Consider the following 17,529-nt stretch of genomic DNA (forward strand, 5'->3'; position numbering starts at 1 on the left):
CCGGGTGACACCGCAAAGTAGGGTTGAAAGGCGAAGGCCGCATCAGGCCATCGCCTCCACAAAATCAATGGAAGAGGACGCTGGCGCCCTGATCGGCCGGGCCGGCATTGCGGCGGAAGGGGGCGAAAAGTTCGCGGCCCATGCCCCATTCATTGCCGGAGAGGTCGGCGCGCGCCGGTTCGCGTTTTGCCAGCTCGGCGGCGGAAACCAGCACCTCGAGCGAGCCGGAAATGGCGTCGAGACGGATGATGTCGCCGTCGCGGATGAGCGAGATCGGCCCGCAATCGGAAGCCTCAGGCGTAACGTGGATGGCCGCCGGCACCTTGCCGGAGGCGCCGGACATGCGCCCATCGGTCACCAGCGCCACCTTGAAGCCGCGATCCTGCAGCACGCCAAGCGGCGGCGTCAGGCGGTGCAGTTCCGGCATGCCGTTGGCCTTCGGGCCCTGGAAGCGGACGACCGCAATGAAGTCGCGGTTGAGCTTGCCATCCTTGAACGCGTCCTGAAGCTCCTGCTGATCGTTAAAGACGATCGCCGGTGCCTCGATGATGTGGCGCTCCGGTTTGACGGCGGAAATCTTGATGACCGATTTGCCGAGATTGCCGGTCAGCATCTTCAGGCCGCCCGTCGGCTGGAACGGTGTTTCGACGCTGGAGAGAACCTTCGGATCATGGCTCTGCTCGGGGGAGGGCTGGCGGACAACTGCGCCCTTCTCATCAAGCATGGCATCCACGGTGTAAGCCTCTAGCCCCTGTCCGAAGACGGTGCGCACATCGTCATGCACGAAGCCCTGTTTCAGAAGCTGCTTGATGAGGAAACCCATGCCGCCGGCGGCGTGGAAATGGTTCACATCGGCAAGACCGTTGGGGTAAACGCGGGCGAGCAGCGGCACGATGTCCGAGAGATCGGAAATATCCTGCCAGGTAAGGATGATGCCGGCGGCGCGCGCCATGGCGATCAGATGCATGGTGTGGTTGGTGGAACCGCCCGTCGCATGCAGGCCGACGACGCCGTTGACAACAGACCTTTCATCGATCATCTCGCCGGCCGGGGTAAATTCATTGCCCTGCGCCGTAATCGCCAGTGCGCGCTTTGCAGCTTCACGCGTCAGCGCATCGCGCAGCGGCGTGCCGGGATTGATGAAGGAGGAACCGGGCATATGGAAGCCCATGATCTCCATCAGCATCTGGTTGGAATTGGCGGTGCCGTAGAAGGTGCAGGTGCCGGGACCGTGATAGGATTTCGATTCCGCTTCCAGGAGCTCGGCGCGGCCGACCTTGCCTTCCGCATAAAGCTGGCGGATGCGCGACTTCTCGTCATTCGGCAGGCCCGATGTCATCGGGCCGGCAGGAACGAAGACGGCGGGCAGGTGACCGAAGGCGAGTGCGGCAATGACGAGGCCGGGCACGATCTTGTCGCAGACGCCGAGATAGACGGTGGCGTCGAACATGTTATGCGACAGGCCGATGCCGGCCGCCATGGCGATGGCGTCGCGGGAAAACAGCGAAAGCTCCATGCCGGGCTGGCCCTGGGTTACACCGTCGCACATGGCGGGAACCGCGCCCGCCACCTGTGCTATGCCGCCCGCTTCTTTTGCCGCATCGCGGATGATCGCCGGGAAGGTCTCATAGGGCTGATGCGCCGAAAGCATGTCGTTATAGGCGGTGATGATGCCGAGATTGGGAACCCGGTCGCCGGCAAGGATGTCCTTGTCGGCGGGGGAACAGACGGCAAATCCATGCGCGAGATTGCCGCAGGACAGAACGGAACGGTGAACGCCTTTTGAAACCTGCAGCCGCAGCCGCTCGAGATAGGTCTCGCGGTAGGGCTTGGAACGTTCGACGATGCGGGCGGTGATGGCCTGAATGCGGGAATCGGCGGACATGGGCGTTCATCCTGTTCGTTGGTCGGCAACCGGCGTTCCGGGAGGTGAGCGGCCGGTTGTCGTGTTTCAGTCTTCATGTCTTCGGGCGCTTGTCGCGGGGCCGCAGAGGCGGCAACCGCGTTGGCTCATGGCGCCCAGTATATATCCACAGGCGTCTCGGCCCGGTTCAGCACGGCGCGGATCGGCATTTCATCCTCATCCTCGCCAGACTGCGCCTTCTCCAGCGTCGCCTTCTTGGCCGCACCTTCGATATGCAGCACGAGGAAATCGGCATCGTGCAGGCTGGAGAAGTTGAAGGTCAACCGCTCCTCTCCCGCATTCTCCGCCGCCATGGTCAGGACGCCGCGCGGTTCATCAAGGTCGAGCGCTTCGTAGAGATTGTCTCCACCGGGGAAGAACGATGCCGTATGGCCATCCGTTCCCATGCCGAGAATGACGACATCGAAGGGATCGCAGATCGCCTCGGTCTTGACGGTCGCAAGCGTCGCCGCATCCTCGGGCGAGGCCGCCGGCTGGAACAGCGGCACGAAATAGGCCGACTTCGCCTTGTCCTGCAGCAGGTTCTCCGCAACGAGACGGTGGTTCGAACGGTCGCTTTCCGGTGGCACGAAACGTTCGTCCACCAGCGTCACGCTGATATTCGGCCAGTCGAGATCGTGTTTGGAAAGCGCCTGAAAGAACAGCTTGGGCGTCGAACCGCCGGATACGGCGATGCTCGCCGTACCGCGATCCTTCGTTGCCGCATCAAGGCGTTTGGCAACCTCCACCGCAAGCGCGGTTGCCAGTTCGGCGGCGGTGTCGAAGACGTGGATCGTTTCGCTCATCGGTGCGCCCTCAATCGGCATCGTGCCAGGTGCGACCGTCACGCTCGATCAGTGCGATCGAGCCGCTCGGGCCCCAGGTGCCAGCGGTATAACCCTGCACGCCCTGTCCCAGCTCTTCCCAGCTCTTGAGAATGGGATCGATCCAGTCCCACGCGGCCTCGACCTCGTCGCGGCGCATGAACAGCGTCTGGTTGGAGCGGATGGTGTCCATCAACAGCCGCTCATAGGCATCGGGGCTGCGTACGTTGAAGGCTTCGGCAAAGCTCATGTCCAGCGAAACCTGACGCAGGCGCATGCCGCCCGGGCCGGGGTCCTTGATGAGGAGCGACTGTTTGACGCCTTCATCCGGCTGCAGGCGAATGACCAGCTTGTTGGCCTCGATCTTGCCGGCCGCATCGTCGAAGATCGAATGCGGGATCTGCTTGAAGGTGACGACGATTTCCGAAACGCGGGTCGCAAGTCGCTTGCCGGTGCGGATGTAGAAGGGAACGCCGGCCCAGCGCCAGTTGGCGATTTCAGCTTTGATGGCGACAAAGGTTTCGGTGTTGGAAACGCCGCCTTCGAGCTCTTCCAGATAGCCCTTGACCGGGCCACCTGCGGAAGCGCCAGCGCGGTACTGGCCGCGCACAGTCAGCTTTTCGACGTTGCTGGTGTCGATCGGCTTCAGCGAGCGCAGGACCTTCAGCTTCTCGTCGCGCACCGCCTCCGATTTCATGGAAGCGGGCGGTTCCATGGCGACGAGGCAAAGCAATTGCAGAATGTGGTTCTGCACCATGTCGCGCAGCGCGCCGGCCTTGTCGTAATAACCGGCGCGGCCTTCGAGGCCCACCGCTTCGGCAACGGTGATCTGGACGTGGTCGATATGGGCGGAATTCCACAGCGGCTCATAAAGCGCGTTGGCGAAACGCAGCGCCATCAGGTTCTGCACCGTCTCCTTGCCGAGATAGTGGTCGATACGGAAGATCTGCTCTTCCTTGAAGACGTGACCGATCGTGTCGTTGAGTTCCTGGGCAGAGGCCAGATCGCGGCCGATCGGCTTTTCAACGACGATGCGGGTCGAGCGGGTGATCAGCTTGTGTTCGCGGATCTTGTCGGCGATATCGCCGAAAATGCCCGGCGCGACAGCCAGATAGAAGGCGCGCACGCGCTCCTTGCCTTCGTCCAGCAGCTTCTTCAGCACGTCCCAGCCATTGTTGCCCTTGGCATCAACAGGCACGTAGAAAAGCCTGTTCAGGAACACGGCAACCTGTGCGTCGTCATATTCGCCGGCCTTCAGGTGCTCTTTCAGAGCGTCCTGCGCGAATTTGCGATATTCCTCATGGGTCATGACCGAACGCGACGCACCGATGATGCGGGTCGGCTCCGTGAACTGGCCTTCGACCTGCCGGTGATAAAGGGCCGGCAGAAGCTTGCGCTCGGCAAGATCGCCCGTGCCGCCGAAAACGACACAATCAAAAGGTTCAACAGGAATGATCTGACTGCTCATATCGATTCTCTCGATCTTCAAGGGTTGGGGGCATCAATAATCTAATCGATTTAAAAATGCCAGACTCAGTTATGTGAAATTATGAATTTTGCTTCCGCCAACTCGCCCGCCGCCGGTAACAGTCTATAAACATTGCCCTAAAACCTGTCTCGCAGCGCGTACCACGAGAGCGCCAGGAAAAGCAGCGGCGCACGCAGCGATGCCCCGCCGGGGAAAGACGGCACCTTCAGCCGTGCGAAGGGCGCCAGCATGTCCTTTTTGCCGAGAACCAGATCGGCATAGAGCTTGCCGCAATAATTCGACAGCATCACCCCATGGCCAGAATAACCGCCGATGGAAGTGACGCCGGGCATGACGTCGCGCACGAAGACCTTGCGCGGCAGGGTAATGCCGACGGAGCCGCCCCAGGAATGGGTGATTTCGACAGCCTTCAGCTCGGGATAAATCTCGGCGATCTGCCGGCGGATATGGCTGGAAATATCGCGTGGCGCATCGGCCGTATAGGCCTCGCGCCCGCCGAACAGCAGCCGGTTGTCAGCCGTCTTGCGGAAATAACGCACCACGAAGCGGGAATCGGCGACCGCTTCCTTGCCGGGGATGATATCAGGATAGGCGTCGAGCGGTGCGGTGGCGCCGATGAAGGAGCGGATCGGCATGATGTGGGCGGCCGTTACCGGTTCCAGATTGCCAATATAGGCATTGGTGGCGATCAGTACCCGCGGCGCGGTGATCGTGCCGAAGGGCGTCTCGATGATGGTCTTGCCGCCCGCCTGCCGGATGGACTTGGCGGGGGTCATCTCATAAATGGCGGCACCTGCCGCTTGCGCCGCCTTCGCCAGCCCGACCAGCAGCTTCAGCGGGTGAATGTGGCCGGTGCCGGTGTCGCGCGTGCCGCCGAAATAATGGGTGGAGCCGACGCGTTTGCGCGCTTCACCACGCTCCATATAGGAAATATGCGGATAGCCGTAGCGATTGTTCATCGCGTCCGCGCTTCTGCGATAATCGTCCTCGTAAGCCGCCTTGTGCGCCACATAGAGCTGCCCCGGCAGATATTCCATGTCGATGCCGCGGCTGCTTGCGAAATCGCGCACGTAATTCTTGGCGTCCTCGGCAATGTCGAACAGCAGCTTCGATTGCTCGAAGCCGATCTCGGCCTCCATTTCGTCCGGAAAGGAGCGCTGGCCGGTGCCGAACTGGCCGCCGTTGCGGCCGGAAGCGCCATCACCAAAACGATGCGCCTCGATGAGGGCGACGGAGACGCCGTTTTCGGCGAGGTTACAGGCGGCCTGAAGGCCGGTATAACCGCCGCCGATGATCGCGACATCAACTTGCTTCGATCCATCGAGGGCAGGATAGTCCGGCCGCTCGCCGACGGTTGCCTGATACCAGGAAATTCCCGGCGCAATCGGGCTTTGCCATGTCATGCTCGTGGTTCCTCACACGTTGAGAAGCAGGAACTCGCGCTCCCAGGGGCTGATGACCTGCATGAAGGTCTCGAACTCCCCGCGTTTCAGGCCCGCATAAAGGCCCACGAATTCATGGCCAAACACCCGCTCGAACTGTTCTTCGCCTGCCAGCAGCGCCACGGCCTCCAGAAGCCCGCGCGGCAGGTCGATGGAGCCTTCATTGGCCGTCTCGGCGGTTGGTTCGGTCGGTTCGATATTGTTGACGATGCCGAGCCAGCCGCAGCCGAGCGAGGCGGCAAGCGCGAGGTAGGGATTGGCGTCCGAACTCGGCAGGCGGTTTTCGACGCGCCGCGCCTGCGGGCCGGAAATCGGCACGCGGAAGGCGGTCGTGCGGTTGTCGTAACCCCAGGCATTGTTGACCGGGCAGGCCATATCAGGCGTCAGGCGGCGATAGGAATTCACATAGGGCGCGAGCATGACAAGCGCGTTCGGAACGTAACGCTGCATGCCGCCGACGAAGGAGAAGAACTCCTTGGAAGGGCCGCCATCCTTGTTCGAGAAAATATTGCGGCCGCTGTCGATTTCCACCACCGACTGGTGAATATGCATGGCAGAACCCGGCTGGCCCTGCATCGGCTTGGCCATGAAGGTGGCGTAGATGCCGTGCTTCAGCGCCGCCTCGCGGATGGTGCGCTTGAACAGGAAAACCTGATCGGCAAGCTCGATGGGGTCGCCGTGGCGCAGGTTGATCTCCAGCTGCGCCGGGCCTTCCTCGTGGATGAGCGTGTCGATCTCGAGGCCCTGCTTTTCCGAGAAGTGATAGATATCGTCGATCAGCTCGTCGAACTCGTTGATGCCGGCGATGGAATAGCTCTGCCCGCCGACAATGGAGCGGCCGGACCGGCCCTTCGGCGGATGCAGCGGATAATCCGGGTCGTCATTCATGGCGACGAGGTAGAATTCGATTTCGGGTGCGACGACCGGCTTCCAGCCCTTTTCCGTATAAAGCGACAGCACGTTCTTCAGCACGTTGCGCGGCGTATAGGGGACGAAATTGCCTTCCGCATCCACGACGTCGCAGATCACCTGCGCGGTCGGGTCGCTCTCCCACGGCACGACGGAGAGTGTGGAAAGATCAGGCACCAGCTTCAGGTCGCTGTCGCGCGGCTCGTAACGGAAATTCGCGGTCTCATCAGGATATTCGCCTGAAATCGTATGGCGGTAGAGCGCGGAGGGCAGGGCAAGCGAGGTGTCGCCCGTGAACTTTGCCGTCGGCATCATCTTGCCGCGCGCAACGCCGGCAAGATCGGGGGTGATGCATTCTATGTCTTCGATACCGCGCGCCCTCAGCCATTGCGCGGCTTCGCGCCAGGAGGAAACGCCACGGGTGGAGGAGAGGTCGAGGGGAGGTGTCTTTGCCATGGTTGCCTGTTTCTTCGGGCGGAGCATGGTTTTCTTCGGGGGCATGTATCACCGGGTCTGTGTTTCGACTGGCGCCATCATAACCGTAGTTTGGCAATTGGCGAGGGGGAAAGCGCCATTGACAAGCGGCGGCACTTCGAAAAGAGGAAAGGAAACGGATCGGATGGAATGATGACAGAGAAATGTGACGTGCTGATTTTGGGGGCGGGCGCCGCCGGCATGATGTGCGCCATCCGCGCCGGCCAGCGCGGCCGCTCCGTCATAATTCTCGACCACGCGAAGGCGCCGGGCGAAAAGATTCGTATCTCCGGCGGCGGCCGCTGCAACTTCACCAATATCCATGCCGGGCCGAAGAATTATCTCTCCGCCAATCCGCATTTCGCCAAATCCGCTCTAGCTCGTTATACGCCGCGCGATTTCATTGCCCTTGTCGAAAAACACCGCATCGCCTGGCATGAAAAGACGCTCGGCCAGCTTTTCTGTGACGACAGCGCCAAGGATATCATCCGCATGCTGCTTGGCGAAATGCAGGCAGTCAATGCGAAGCTGCGGCTCGAAACGTCAGTCTCGGCCGTCACCCATGACGGCGGGCGGTTTCGCGTCACGACATCAGGCGGCGTCATCGAGGCGGAAAGCGTCGTTGTGGCGACGGGCGGTAAGTCGATCCCGAAAATGGGCGCGACCGGTTTCGCCTACCAGATCGCCGAGCAATTCGGCCTCAAGCTCATCGAGACGCGCCCCGGCCTCGTGCCGCTGACGCTCGATCCCGCTTTGCTGGAAAAGCTGAGCCCGCTTGCCGGCGTTGCCGTTCCGGCCGAGGTTTTCCATGGCAAGACCTCGTTTGAGGAAGCACTGCTCTTCACCCATCGCGGTTTGAGCGGACCCTCGATCCTGCAAATCTCATCCTACTGGCGCGAGGGTGATGTGGTCAGCCTGAAGCTTGAGCCGCATCGCGATATAGCCGCGCTTCTGAAGCAGGCGAAACAGAAGAACGGTCGGCAGTCACCCCAGACCGCTTTGTCGGAAATCCTGCCGAAGCGTCTTGCCCAGCATGTCGTCGAACAATCCGGCCTCACCGGCCATCTGGCCGATATGTCCGACAAGGTGCTGGCGAAGCTTGCGGGCGAGGTGCAGGACTGGCAGATCAAGCCCGCCGGTTCCGAAGGTTATCGCACGGCGGAAGTCACACTCGGCGGGGGGGATACGACCGGCCTCGATTCCCGCAGCATGGCGGCGAAATCCGTGGCCGGGCTTTATTTCATTGGCGAATGTGTTGATGTGACCGGATGGCTCGGCGGTTATAATTTTCAGTGGGCCTGGGCTTCCGGTCAGGCGGCAGGCGAATTCGCCTGAGACCTTACCCGTTAAGACCTTGTTAACGGGCGTGGGGGCATCCTGACCAGATGCCAGCAAAGCCGGATCGCCCTATGATCCCGCTGCACATGAAGTCATGCTGGACGCCTTAACAGGGCATGGGTCGGTTGAGTTTTTCGTCAGGAACCCGCGCATGAACAGAACAGCACATCGCCGCCCTCACGCCATTGCCATCGCCCGCGCCGAAAGCGAGAGCCGGCAGCTGGCCTTTCGCTTGAGCCTTATCGCAGCCGGTGCTATGGCAGCCCTGATCGCCCTCTTTTATTGATCGGCGGCTCGTCGTCTTCATCAAGCCGATGACTGTGCGGAAAAACCGCCACGGCCGAGATGCCTCGGCCATATCGGCATAAAATTTCTCTTCCTGCAGAATGGCTTCGCGCCGCGTGCGCGGCTGCTGGTTTTCGATGATGGCCCGTGCTGCAAAAATCGCATGCATGTCGCTCTCCTTCTAATGCGGAGGGGCCATGATGCGCGCCGTTTTTTGATTTATCTGCGCAAGAAAATGCGCTACGTTTTTCATCCATGAAAAACGTCACCTGGGATTCCTACCAGCTTTTCCTCGATGTGTCACGCAGCGGCGGCCTGACCGGGGCCGCGGTGATAACGGGTTTGAGCCCCGCGACCATCGGACGGCGCATGATCGAACTGGAGGAGCGTATCGGCAAGGCTCTGTTTCTGCGCAGCCAGACGGGATACGCCCTGACGGCGGATGGCCGTGCGCTGTTCGACCGGCTTATGGCAATGGAGAATGCAGCCAGGGATATCGAGGGATGGCAGAAGGCGTCGTCCGCCTCATCCGTGGTGCGCATCGCCGTCGGCACCTGGAACGCCTGGCTGCTGACCGGCAACTTCTCCGCCATCTGCACCGACCGCGACGATTTCCGCATCGATCTTTTCATTGCCGAACAGAGGGCGTCTCTGGCGCATCGCGAGAATGACATCGGCATTCGCGCTTTCGAGCCGCAGGAAAAGAACCTCGCCGCCATCAAGACGGGAGAGGTGGCTTATGCGCCCTACAGGCTGCGCAACGCCGCCACTGCCGTCGCCGACCGCTGGCTGGCGGTGGCGGAGGAAAACGCCATTTCAACCTATCTGCGCTGGCCGCATGAGAACCGCCGCAATGATATCGCGGTAACGGTGAACCGGCCGACGGCGCTTCTCGATCTTGTGCTGGCTGGGGCAGGCGTCGCCGTGCTTCCATGCTTCGTGGGCGATGCGGATGCGCGGCTTGCCCGGGAAGGTGACGAGATGGAAACCCTTCGCCACAATCAATGGATCGTCATGAACAATGACGATCGCCACCGCCGCGATATCAGGACGGTGGCGGATCGGATGACCCGTCTGATCAAGGGGCATTCCGATCTTTATGCCGGGCGCAAGAGCCGCCCGGCATAAAAGAAAGGCTGTCGCTTCAGGCGGCGTCACGCCCTTGCGCGACGATGACGGGAATCAGAAGATCTCCCCAGTTGCCGCCGCCGCCATGGTGGCGGGCCGAGCGGACCAGCTCGACGGAAACACCGGCCTCGACGGCTTTCATGACGGCCTGGTTGAGGCGGTGCAGATCATTGGCCAGCATGCGGATGGCGGCCTGCTGCTCCTGCGTCATGGCGGAGGACTGCTCCTCGGCGCGTTCCTTGACGTGGGTCTTGATGGGGTTGTGGGCATTCATGGCATTTCTCCTCTCATTATTGGTTGGGGTTCTTGATCCGGTTTGCAAGCCCTTCCCGCGGCCGGGAAGGGCGTTTTTTGCAGGTTTATTCGGCCGCCGGCCGGAACTGGTCGTGCTCGGTGGATTCCTTCATGGCTGTCGTCGAAGACGTGCCGCCGGAGATTGCGAGCGACACGGCGTCGAAATAGCCGGTGCCGACTTCGCGCTGGTGTTTGGTGGCGGTGTAACCATTGGCCTCTGCTGCGAATTCCGCTTCCTGAAGCTCGGAATAAGCCGCCATCTGCCGGTCCTTGTAACCGCGCGCCAGTTCGAACATGCCGAAATTCAGCTGGTGAAAACCGGCGAGCGTAATGAACTGGAACTTGTAGCCCATTGCGCCCAGTTCCCGCTGGAACTTGGCAATCGTCGCGTCGTCGAGGTTCTTTTTCCAGTTGAACGACGGCGAGCAATTGTAGGCGAGCTTCTTGCCGGGATGCACCTTGTGCACGCCTTCCGCAAACCTGCGCGCCTGCTCGAGATCCGGCTTTGATGTCTCGCACCAGATCAGGTCGCAATAGGGTGCATAGGCCACCGCGCGGGCAATACAGGGCTCAAGACCGTTCTTGACCTGATAAAAGCCCTCGACGGTGCGGCCGGCATCGTAATCCACGAAGGGACGGTCGCGCTCATCGATATCGGAGGTCAGAAGCTTGGCGGCCTCCGCATCCGTGCGGGCGATGACCAGCGTTGGCACACCCATGACGTCAGCCGCAAGCCGCGCCGCCGTGAGGTTGCGGATATGCGCCGCCGTCGGGATCAGGACCTTGCCGCCGAGATGGCCGCACTTCTTTTCCGATGCCAGCTGGTCTTCATAGTGAACACCCGCCGCACCCGCCTCGATGAAGGCCTTCATGATTTCGAAAGCGTTGAGCGGCCCGCCGAAACCGGCCTCCGCATCGGCAACGATCGGCGCGAACCAGGTATCGACCGAAAGGCCCTTGCCCTCCGCCGTCTCGATCTGGTCGGCGCGCTGCAGGGTGCGGTTGATGCGCTTTGCAAGCTCCGGCGCCGCATTGGCGGGATAAAGCGACTGGTCCGGATACATGGCCGACGCCGTATTGGCATCCGCCGCAACCTGCCAGCCCGAGAGATAGATCGCCTTCAGCCCGGCGCGAACCATCTGCATGGCCTGGTTGCCGGAAAGCGCGCCGAGCGCATTGACGAAATTTTCCTCGTTGATCAGCTTCCACAGCCGGTTCGCGCCCATTTCGGCCAGCGAATGGCGGATTTCGACGGAGCCGCGCAGCCGCTCCACATCCGCGGCGGTGTAAGTGCGCTCGATGCCGTCGAAGCGTCCCTGCGGTGCACCCGGAACAAGTTTGTAAAAATCCGTCATACTTCTCTCTCCCTTGACAAATGCCGTTTCGGAAACGCGCTGCCTTCAACTTTGTGAAGCGCCGTTCGATGTGACTACATTTACATTTTTGGAGATTTGAGCACCAGAACAAACATAAAAACAGTGACTTGAAAGAGGTTATCCTGTAGGATGCATGACAGGGTGGAGCTGTAAAATTGTAAATTTTGTAAAAGCTATTCACCCCGAGAGTTTGTAACAGGCTTGTATGAGTCGTCGGGATGGAGAGGCAAGACGGTGTCGGAAAACAAGATTTTTGCAGGCCCGCGCGTGCGCCGCATTCGCAATGGTCTGGGGCTGACGCAGACGGCCATGGCCGAGGCGCTGGCGATTTCGCCGTCCTATCTCAATCTCATCGAGCGCAACCAGCGACCGCTGACCGTGCAGCTGCTTTTGAAGCTCGCCTCTGTCTATAAGGTCGATCTTGATGATCTGCAGGGCGAGAGCGCCGGTTCCGCCGGACAATTGCGTGAAGTCTTCGCCGATCCGCTGCTGGTGGGTGAGGTGCCGTCGCCGCAGGAGCTGATCGAGGTCGCAGATGCGGCGCCCAATGCGGCAAGCGGTGTCCTCAAGCTTTACCGGGCCTACCGGGAACAGGCGCAGCGCCTTTCCGACCTTTCCGATCTTCTGGCGCGGGAAGGGCACGAAACGGCGCTCTCCTCCACCCGCCTGCCGATCGACGAGGTGCGGCATGTCTTTGAAAACCGGTCGGCCTATTTCCACGCCATCGATGCGGCGGTGGAAGAGCTCCATAAACAATTGGCGGCGGGCGATGATCTCGCCTCCGGGCTGAGGGCATGGCTGCAGAAAAACCACGGTATCGTGGTCAGACCCTTGCCTGTACACGCCATGCCGAACCTCAGGAGGCGTTATGACCGCCATTCGATGCGGCTGTTTTTATCCGAGCGCCTGTCGCAGCCGGATCAGCTGAGGGAAATGGCCATGGAGACCTGTCTTCTGGCCCTTCGCGAAGAGATAGGCGCGGAGCTTCACGGGCTTGGTTTGAAAGGGGAGGAGGCAAAGCGCATCGCCCGCTTCGAGCTGGCGCGTTATGCCGCCCATGCCCTGATGATGCCTTATGGCGCATTCCTTGCTGCCGCCCAGCGCGCGAAATACGATCTTGATGTTTTGCGGTCGCGCTTCAACGTGTCGTTCGAGCAGGCCGCCAATCGCCTCGTCAGCCTGCAACGGCCAACGGCTGCGGCAATACCGTTTTTCCTGATGGAGATCGACAATGCCGGCAACCGGTTCCGCCTCGCAGGGGCCGGTGGTTTTCCGAGGGCGCGGTTCGGCGGCCTCTGTCCGCGGCTCAATATCCATGCCGCCTTCGCCCAGCCGGGGCAGGTGCTGGTGGAGGCGGTGGAGATGCCTGACGGTGATGCCTTCCTCACGGTTTCGCGCACACTGGAAGGCCCGCAGGCGGGTTTCGGCGAGAGGGTGCGGCGAACGGCCGTGCTTGTCGGCTGCGATCTCGCTCAGGCGGGAGAGACGGTCTATGGCCCAGCCGCCTCGGGTGCGTCGCCTGTTGCCGTCGGCCCCTCGTGCCGGCTGTGCGAAAGACAGGGCTGTCTGTCGCGCGCCGAAGCGCCGCTGACACGGCCGCTGGGGCTGGATGAAATGGTGACCGGCCTTAGTGTTTTCGACTTCCAGTAGGTGTTTCCATCCGCTTTTTTGCGGCCGGAACACATTTGGTTGAAAATGCTGTGCTGCACATTTCCCGCTTGCTCCCTTTTGTTTTCCTTTCTAGTCTCTCCAAAAAAAGGGGATCACGCTTCCACCGTGAGGATGCGTTAACAGGAGACATCATGAAAAACCGTTCTCTCCGTCTGACCTTGGCTCTCACCACCGCGCTCGTTGCAGCAGGCTCGGCAATGGCCCAGGAGAAGGTCGTCCACGTCTATAACTGGTCGGATTATATCGACGAATCGATCCTTACCGATTTCACCAAGGAAACCGGTATCAAGGTCGTCTATGACGTGTTCGACAGCAACGAACTTGTGGAAACCAAGCTTCTGGCCGGCAGCTCCGGTTATGATGTCGTGGTGCCGACCGGCCCCTTCCTCGCCCGCCAGATCAATGCCGGCGTGTTCCAGAAACTCGACAAGTCCAAGTTGCCGAATCTGAAGAACCTGTGGCCCGAGGTCTCCGAGCGTCTGGCGAAATACGACCCCGGCAACGAATATGCCGTGAACTACATGTGGGGCACCACTGGCATCGGTTATAACGTCGCCAAGGTGAAGGCTGCGCTTGGCGATGTTCCCGTCGATAGCTGGGATATTCTCTTCAAGCCGGAAAATGCCGAAAAGCTGAAATCCTGCGGCATCAATATTCTCGATGCGTCGGACGAAACCTTCGCCATCGCCATGAATTATCTCGGCAAGAATCCCGACAGCAAGGAAACGGCCGACCTGGAAGCCGGCGGCGAGGTCTATTCGAAGATCCGTCCTTTCGTGAAGACCTTCAACTCCTCCGCCTATATCGACGAACTCGCGAATGGTGACAGCTGCATCACCATCGGCTGGTCGGGTGACATCCTCCAGGCGAAGAGCCGTGCCGAGGAAGCCAAGAACGGCGTCGAGGTGAACTACATCATCCCGAAGGAAGGCACCTATATGTGGTTCGACAACCTTGCCATCCCCGCGGATGCCAAGAATGTCGAGGAAGCCCACACCTTCATCAACTATCTGATGCGGCCGGAAGTCATCGCCAAGGCGTCCAACTACGTTCAGTATGCCAATGGCAACCTCGCTTCGCAGGCGCTGATGGATGAGTCCGTCGCCAAGAACCCGGCGGTCTATCCCAATGCGGAGACGATGAAGAAGCTCTTCACCATCTCGCCCTACGGACCGAAGGAACAGCGTGTGCTGAACCGCGTCTGGACGCAGATCAAGACCGGCAGCTAAGACCTCCGCCCGCTGGTTGAGGAACGGCCGGCGGGCCTGTTTCTCAAATCCTTTGCCGGCAGGTCCCACGACCTGCCGGTGTCGCCCGCCCCGAAGCATCGTTCGAAAGACCAACGGGATTTGAGGGTGGGTGAATGGCGAAAACTCTGGGGCCGGTCAAACGCAAATTTAGCCCTTGGGACAATCCCGATGCGGTGCCCTTCATCCGCTTTGAAAACGTCACCAAACGTTTCGGCGATTTTGTCGCCGTCAATAATCTGACGCTCGATATTTACGAGCGCGAGTTCTTCTCGCTGCTTGGTCCCTCCGGCTGTGGCAAGACCACGCTGATGCGCATGCTCGCCGGTTTCGAGGAACCGACTGAGGGCCGCATCCTGCTGCAGGGAAAGGATATTTCCGGCGTTCCGCCCTATAAGCGCCCCACCAACATGATGTTCCAGTCCTATGCGCTTTTCCCGCATATGTCGGTGGAAAAGAACGTCGCTTTCGGTCTGGAGCAGGATGGTCTGCCCAAGGCGGACGTCGCCGCCCGCGTCGAGGAAATGCTGCGCCTCGTCAAGCTCACGGAATTCGCCAAGCGCAAGCCCAGCCAGCTTTCCGGCGGCCAGCGCCAGCGCGTGGCGCTCGCGCGTTCGCTTGCCAAGCGGCCGAAGGTGCTTCTTCTCGATGAGCCTCTCGGCGCGCTCGACAAGAAGCTGCGCGAAGAAACGCAGTTCGAGCTGATGGATATCCAGACCAATCTCGGCCTCACCTTCCTCATCGTCACCCATGACCAGGAGGAGGCGATGACGGTTTCGGACCGGATCGCTGTCATGGACAAGGGCAATGTCGTGCAGGTGGCGACACCGGCCGAGATTTACGAGGCGCCGAACAGCCGCTACGTGGCTGACTTCATCGGCGACATCAATATTTTCGACGCGAAGGTCGTCGCCAATGCCTCGGATATCGGCAAGCCTGGCCTGGTGACGCTGGATTGCGAAGGGCTGAAAGTGGCGGTGGAGCAGGAATGTGCTGCCGCGACCGGCAGTCAGGTCGCTTACGCCATCCGCCCGGAAAAGGTTCGCATCTCGCTAGACCAGCCCGCCGACAGCAGCGTCAACTCCGCCTATGGCGAGGTCTGGGATATCGGTTATCTCGGCGACTTCTCGGTCTTCATCGTCAAGCTTGCCGATGGCCGCGTCATCCGTGCAGCGCAGGCGAATGTCTCGCGTCTCGTGGATCGCCCGATCACCTTCGGCGACATGGTGTGGCTGAACTGGAGGCCGGATTCCGGCCTTGTCCTGACGCGCTGAGGGAGGCTTTCATGGCGATCACCACTCCCGAAAACCGGCAAAGCCCCTGGCGCTGGCTGGTCGTCGCGGTTCCCTATTTCTGGCTGCTGCTGTTTTTCGCAGCACCCTTCTTAATCATCTTCAAGATCTCGCTGTCGGATACGGCGATCTCCATGCCGCCCTATACGCCGGTCTTCGAAGGGTTTTCGAAGCTCGGCGAATTCTTTTCGCAGCTGGATTTCGAAAATTACCTGTTCCTGACGGAAGACCCGCTCTACATCGACGCCTATCTGTCGTCGCTGCGCATCGCCTTCATCTCCACCTTCCTGCTGCTGCTGATCGGTTATCCCATGGCGCTGGCGATGGCGCGCGCACCGTCATCCATTCGCCCGACGCTGGTGATGCTGGTGATCCTGCCGTTCTGGACTTCGTTCCTGATCCGCGTTTACGCCTGGATCGGCATTCTGAAGCCCGAAGGCCTGTTGACGGTGCTGTTCCAGTCGATCGGCCTTCTGGGGCCGGACCAGCAGGTCAATATCTTCCGCACCGAGACGGCGATCTTCATCGGCATTGTTTATTCCTATCTGCCCTTCATGGTGCTGCCGCTTTATTCGGCGCTGGAAAAGCTCGACAATACGCTCCTGGAAGCCGCCGCCGATCTTGGTTGCCCGCCATGGAAGGCCTTCTGGAAGATCACGTTTCCGCTCTCCCTGCCGGGCGTCGTGGCCGGTTCGATGATCTGCTTCATCCCGATAACAGGCGAGTTCGTCATCCCCGATCTCCTGGGCGGCGCGCAGACGCTGATGATCGGCAAGACGCTGTGGACGGAATTCTTCGGCAACCGCGACTGGCCTTTGGCATCCGCCGTCGCCGTGCTGCTTCTGCTGTTGCTGGTGGTGCCCATCGCCATCTTCCAGAACCAGCAGAAGAAGGTGGGGTGAGGCCATGAAGCGCGGAAAATTCGACATCACCGTCCTCACCCTTGGTTTTGCCTTTCTCTATATCCCGATCATCATCCTGATCGTTTATTCCTTCAACGCCTCCAAGCTGGTCACCGTCTGGGGCGGGTTTTCGCTGCAATGGTATCGCTCCATGTGGTCGAACCAGGGGCTGATGGACGCTGCCTGGGTGACGCTGCGCGTCGGTATCCTCAGCGCCACCATCGGCACCATCCTCGGCACTCTGGCGGCGCTGTCGCTCACCCGCTTTGCCCGCTTCCCGGGTCGGGTACTGTTTTCCGGCATGATCTATGCGCCGCTCGTCATGCCGGAGGTGATTACCGGCCTGTCGCTGCTGCTGCTCTTCGTGGCGGTCGGGGGGGATCGCGGGTTCTGGACCGTGGTCATTGCGCACACCACCTTCACCATGTGTTACGTGGCGATCGTCGTGCAGTCTCGTCTTTTGACCTTCGATCGCAGTCTGGAGGAGGCGGCGCTCGATCTCGGTTGCCCGCCGGTCAAGACCTTCTTCCGCATCACCCTGCCTTTGATCTTCCCCGCCGTTATCGCCGGCTGGATGCTGGCCTTTACCCTGTCGCTTGATGATCTTGTCATCGCCAGCTTCGCCACCGGCCCCGGTGCGACGACGCTGCCGATCAAGATCTACTCGCAGGTCCGCCTTGGCGTGACACCGGAAATCAACGCCATCTGCACGATCCTCATCGGGCTTGTGACCATCGGCGTTATCGTTGCCTCCATCGCATCCAAACGCACGGAGTTGCAGCGGATGCGGGATGAACACGCCGCCGCCCGACACTGATCAAACGGACCTCTTCGATTTTCTCGCGTTACTGTTGAAATCGCGATTAATTCAGGAACTTTTAATTTAGTTTCGGCGCTTTACGGTCTCAGAATAGGAATTTTCGTCGGTAATTGCTCGATTTTGGTTTTAACCGCT

Annotated in this window: 15 protein-coding genes; 7 read left to right on the forward strand and 8 right to left on the reverse strand. The window is 60.5% G+C overall.

Going from position 1 to position 17,529, the window contains the following annotated elements; translation table 11 throughout:
* Nucleotides 1-64: 64 nt before the first annotated feature.
* The 5 genes from edd to ASB65_RS02440 form a co-directional block, all read right to left on the reverse strand.
* Nucleotides 65-1,885, reverse strand: coding sequence for a phosphogluconate dehydratase (gene edd / locus ASB65_RS02420; RefSeq protein ID WP_060722908.1), 1,821 nt, complete (start codon nt 1,883-1,885; stop codon nt 65-67).
* 125 nt (nt 1,886-2,010) lie between these two features.
* The gene (gene pgl, locus ASB65_RS02425; RefSeq protein ID WP_060722909.1) at nt 2,011-2,709 is read right to left on the reverse strand and encodes a 6-phosphogluconolactonase; all 699 of its coding nucleotides are present in this window, start codon (nt 2,707-2,709) and stop codon (nt 2,011-2,013) included.
* Nucleotides 2,710-2,719: 10 nt separating this feature from the next.
* The gene (gene zwf, locus ASB65_RS02430) at nt 2,720-4,195 is read right to left on the reverse strand and encodes a glucose-6-phosphate dehydrogenase (RefSeq protein WP_026363666.1); all 1,476 of its coding nucleotides are present in this window, start codon (nt 4,193-4,195) and stop codon (nt 2,720-2,722) included.
* A gap of 137 nt (nt 4,196-4,332) precedes the next feature.
* On the reverse strand, nt 4,333-5,619 hold the full coding sequence (locus ASB65_RS02435) for an NAD(P)/FAD-dependent oxidoreductase (RefSeq protein WP_060722910.1): 1,287 nt from the start codon (nt 5,617-5,619) through the stop codon (nt 4,333-4,335).
* A gap of 12 nt (nt 5,620-5,631) precedes the next feature.
* Nucleotides 5,632-7,068, reverse strand: a complete 1,437-nt coding sequence (locus ASB65_RS02440; protein WP_060722911.1) for a glutamine synthetase family protein — start codon at nt 7,066-7,068, stop codon at nt 5,632-5,634.
* 123 nt (nt 7,069-7,191) lie between these two features.
* Here ASB65_RS02440 and ASB65_RS02445 point away from each other — a divergent pair, with 123 nt between their 5' ends.
* On the forward strand, nt 7,192-8,376 hold the full coding sequence (locus tag ASB65_RS02445; RefSeq protein ID WP_060722912.1) for an NAD(P)/FAD-dependent oxidoreductase: 1,185 nt from the start codon (nt 7,192-7,194) through the stop codon (nt 8,374-8,376).
* 109 nt (nt 8,377-8,485) lie between these two features.
* Here ASB65_RS02445 and ASB65_RS02450 read toward each other — a convergent pair whose 3' ends face one another.
* Nucleotides 8,486-8,833: a hypothetical protein gene (locus tag ASB65_RS02450; RefSeq protein ID WP_060722913.1), complete on the reverse strand. Its 348-nt coding sequence runs from the start codon at nt 8,831-8,833 to the stop codon at nt 8,486-8,488.
* Between the two features lie 86 nt (nt 8,834-8,919).
* Here ASB65_RS02450 and ASB65_RS02455 point away from each other — a divergent pair, with 86 nt between their 5' ends.
* Nucleotides 8,920-9,792, forward strand: coding sequence for a LysR family transcriptional regulator (locus ASB65_RS02455; protein ID WP_060722914.1), 873 nt, complete (start codon nt 8,920-8,922; stop codon nt 9,790-9,792).
* Nucleotides 9,793-9,808: 16 nt separating this feature from the next.
* Here ASB65_RS02455 and ASB65_RS02460 read toward each other — a convergent pair whose 3' ends face one another.
* Both ASB65_RS02460 and aceA read right to left on the reverse strand, forming a co-directional pair.
* Complete coding sequence (locus ASB65_RS02460; RefSeq protein ID WP_003503306.1) at nt 9,809-10,066, reverse strand: hypothetical protein; 258 nt, start codon at nt 10,064-10,066, stop codon at nt 9,809-9,811.
* 85 nt (nt 10,067-10,151) lie between these two features.
* Nucleotides 10,152-11,441, reverse strand: a complete 1,290-nt coding sequence (gene aceA / locus ASB65_RS02465; RefSeq protein ID WP_003503303.1) for an isocitrate lyase — start codon at nt 11,439-11,441, stop codon at nt 10,152-10,154.
* A 255-nt stretch (nt 11,442-11,696) separates the two neighbouring features.
* Between aceA and ASB65_RS02470 the strand changes: the two genes are divergently transcribed.
* From ASB65_RS02470 to ASB65_RS02490, 5 genes are all read left to right on the forward strand, one after another.
* Nucleotides 11,697-13,112 carry a helix-turn-helix domain-containing protein gene (locus tag ASB65_RS02470; RefSeq protein ID WP_060722915.1) on the forward strand — a complete coding sequence of 472 codons (1,416 nt, stop codon included), beginning with the start codon at nt 11,697-11,699 and terminating at the stop codon, nt 13,110-13,112.
* Nucleotides 13,113-13,264: 152 nt separating this feature from the next.
* A complete protein-coding gene (locus ASB65_RS02475; RefSeq protein ID WP_003503300.1) occupies nt 13,265-14,362 on the forward strand; it encodes a polyamine ABC transporter substrate-binding protein in 1,098 nt (365 codons plus the stop codon).
* Between the two features lie 134 nt (nt 14,363-14,496).
* The gene (locus ASB65_RS02480) at nt 14,497-15,654 is read left to right on the forward strand and encodes an ABC transporter ATP-binding protein (protein ID WP_003503297.1); all 1,158 of its coding nucleotides are present in this window, start codon (nt 14,497-14,499) and stop codon (nt 15,652-15,654) included.
* A gap of 11 nt (nt 15,655-15,665) precedes the next feature.
* A complete protein-coding gene (locus ASB65_RS02485) occupies nt 15,666-16,574 on the forward strand; it encodes an ABC transporter permease subunit (RefSeq protein ID WP_003503296.1) in 909 nt (302 codons plus the stop codon).
* 4 nt (nt 16,575-16,578) lie between these two features.
* Nucleotides 16,579-17,391, forward strand: coding sequence for an ABC transporter permease (locus tag ASB65_RS02490; protein ID WP_060722916.1), 813 nt, complete (start codon nt 16,579-16,581; stop codon nt 17,389-17,391).
* The last annotated feature ends 138 nt before the right edge of the window (nt 17,392-17,529 follow it).

The sequence above is a fragment of the Agrobacterium tumefaciens str. B6 genome (assembly GCF_001541315.1).
GTDB classification, from domain to species: Bacteria; Pseudomonadota; Alphaproteobacteria; order Rhizobiales; family Rhizobiaceae; genus Agrobacterium; species Agrobacterium radiobacter.

Bases quoted from the DNA above. Each gene is read 5' to 3' on its own strand.
- edd (WP_060722908.1), bottom strand. From the start codon at position 1,885: ATGTCCGCCGATTCCCGCATTCAGGCCATCACCGCCCGCATCGTCGAA.
- pgl (WP_060722909.1), bottom strand. From the start codon at position 2,709: ATGAGCGAAACGATCCACGTCTTCGACACCGCCGCCGAACTGGCAACC.
- zwf (WP_026363666.1), bottom strand. From the start codon at position 4,195: ATGAGCAGTCAGATCATTCCTGTTGAACCTTTTGATTGTGTCGTTTTC.
- ASB65_RS02435 (WP_060722910.1), bottom strand. From the start codon at position 5,619: ATGACATGGCAAAGCCCGATTGCGCCGGGAATTTCCTGGTATCAGGCA.
- ASB65_RS02440 (WP_060722911.1), bottom strand. From the start codon at position 7,068: ATGCCCCCGAAGAAAACCATGCTCCGCCCGAAGAAACAGGCAACCATG.
- ASB65_RS02445 (WP_060722912.1), top strand. From the start codon at position 7,192: ATGATGACAGAGAAATGTGACGTGCTGATTTTGGGGGCGGGCGCCGCC.
- ASB65_RS02450 (WP_060722913.1), bottom strand. From the start codon at position 8,833: ATGCATGCGATTTTTGCAGCACGGGCCATCATCGAAAACCAGCAGCCG.
- ASB65_RS02455 (WP_060722914.1), top strand. From the start codon at position 8,920: ATGAAAAACGTCACCTGGGATTCCTACCAGCTTTTCCTCGATGTGTCA.
- ASB65_RS02460 (WP_003503306.1), bottom strand. From the start codon at position 10,066: ATGAATGCCCACAACCCCATCAAGACCCACGTCAAGGAACGCGCCGAG.
- aceA (WP_003503303.1), bottom strand. From the start codon at position 11,441: ATGACGGATTTTTACAAACTTGTTCCGGGTGCACCGCAGGGACGCTTC.
- ASB65_RS02475 (WP_003503300.1), top strand. From the start codon at position 13,265: ATGAAAAACCGTTCTCTCCGTCTGACCTTGGCTCTCACCACCGCGCTC.
- ASB65_RS02480 (WP_003503297.1), top strand. From the start codon at position 14,497: ATGGCGAAAACTCTGGGGCCGGTCAAACGCAAATTTAGCCCTTGGGAC.
- ASB65_RS02485 (WP_003503296.1), top strand. From the start codon at position 15,666: ATGGCGATCACCACTCCCGAAAACCGGCAAAGCCCCTGGCGCTGGCTG.
- ASB65_RS02490 (WP_060722916.1), top strand. From the start codon at position 16,579: ATGAAGCGCGGAAAATTCGACATCACCGTCCTCACCCTTGGTTTTGCC.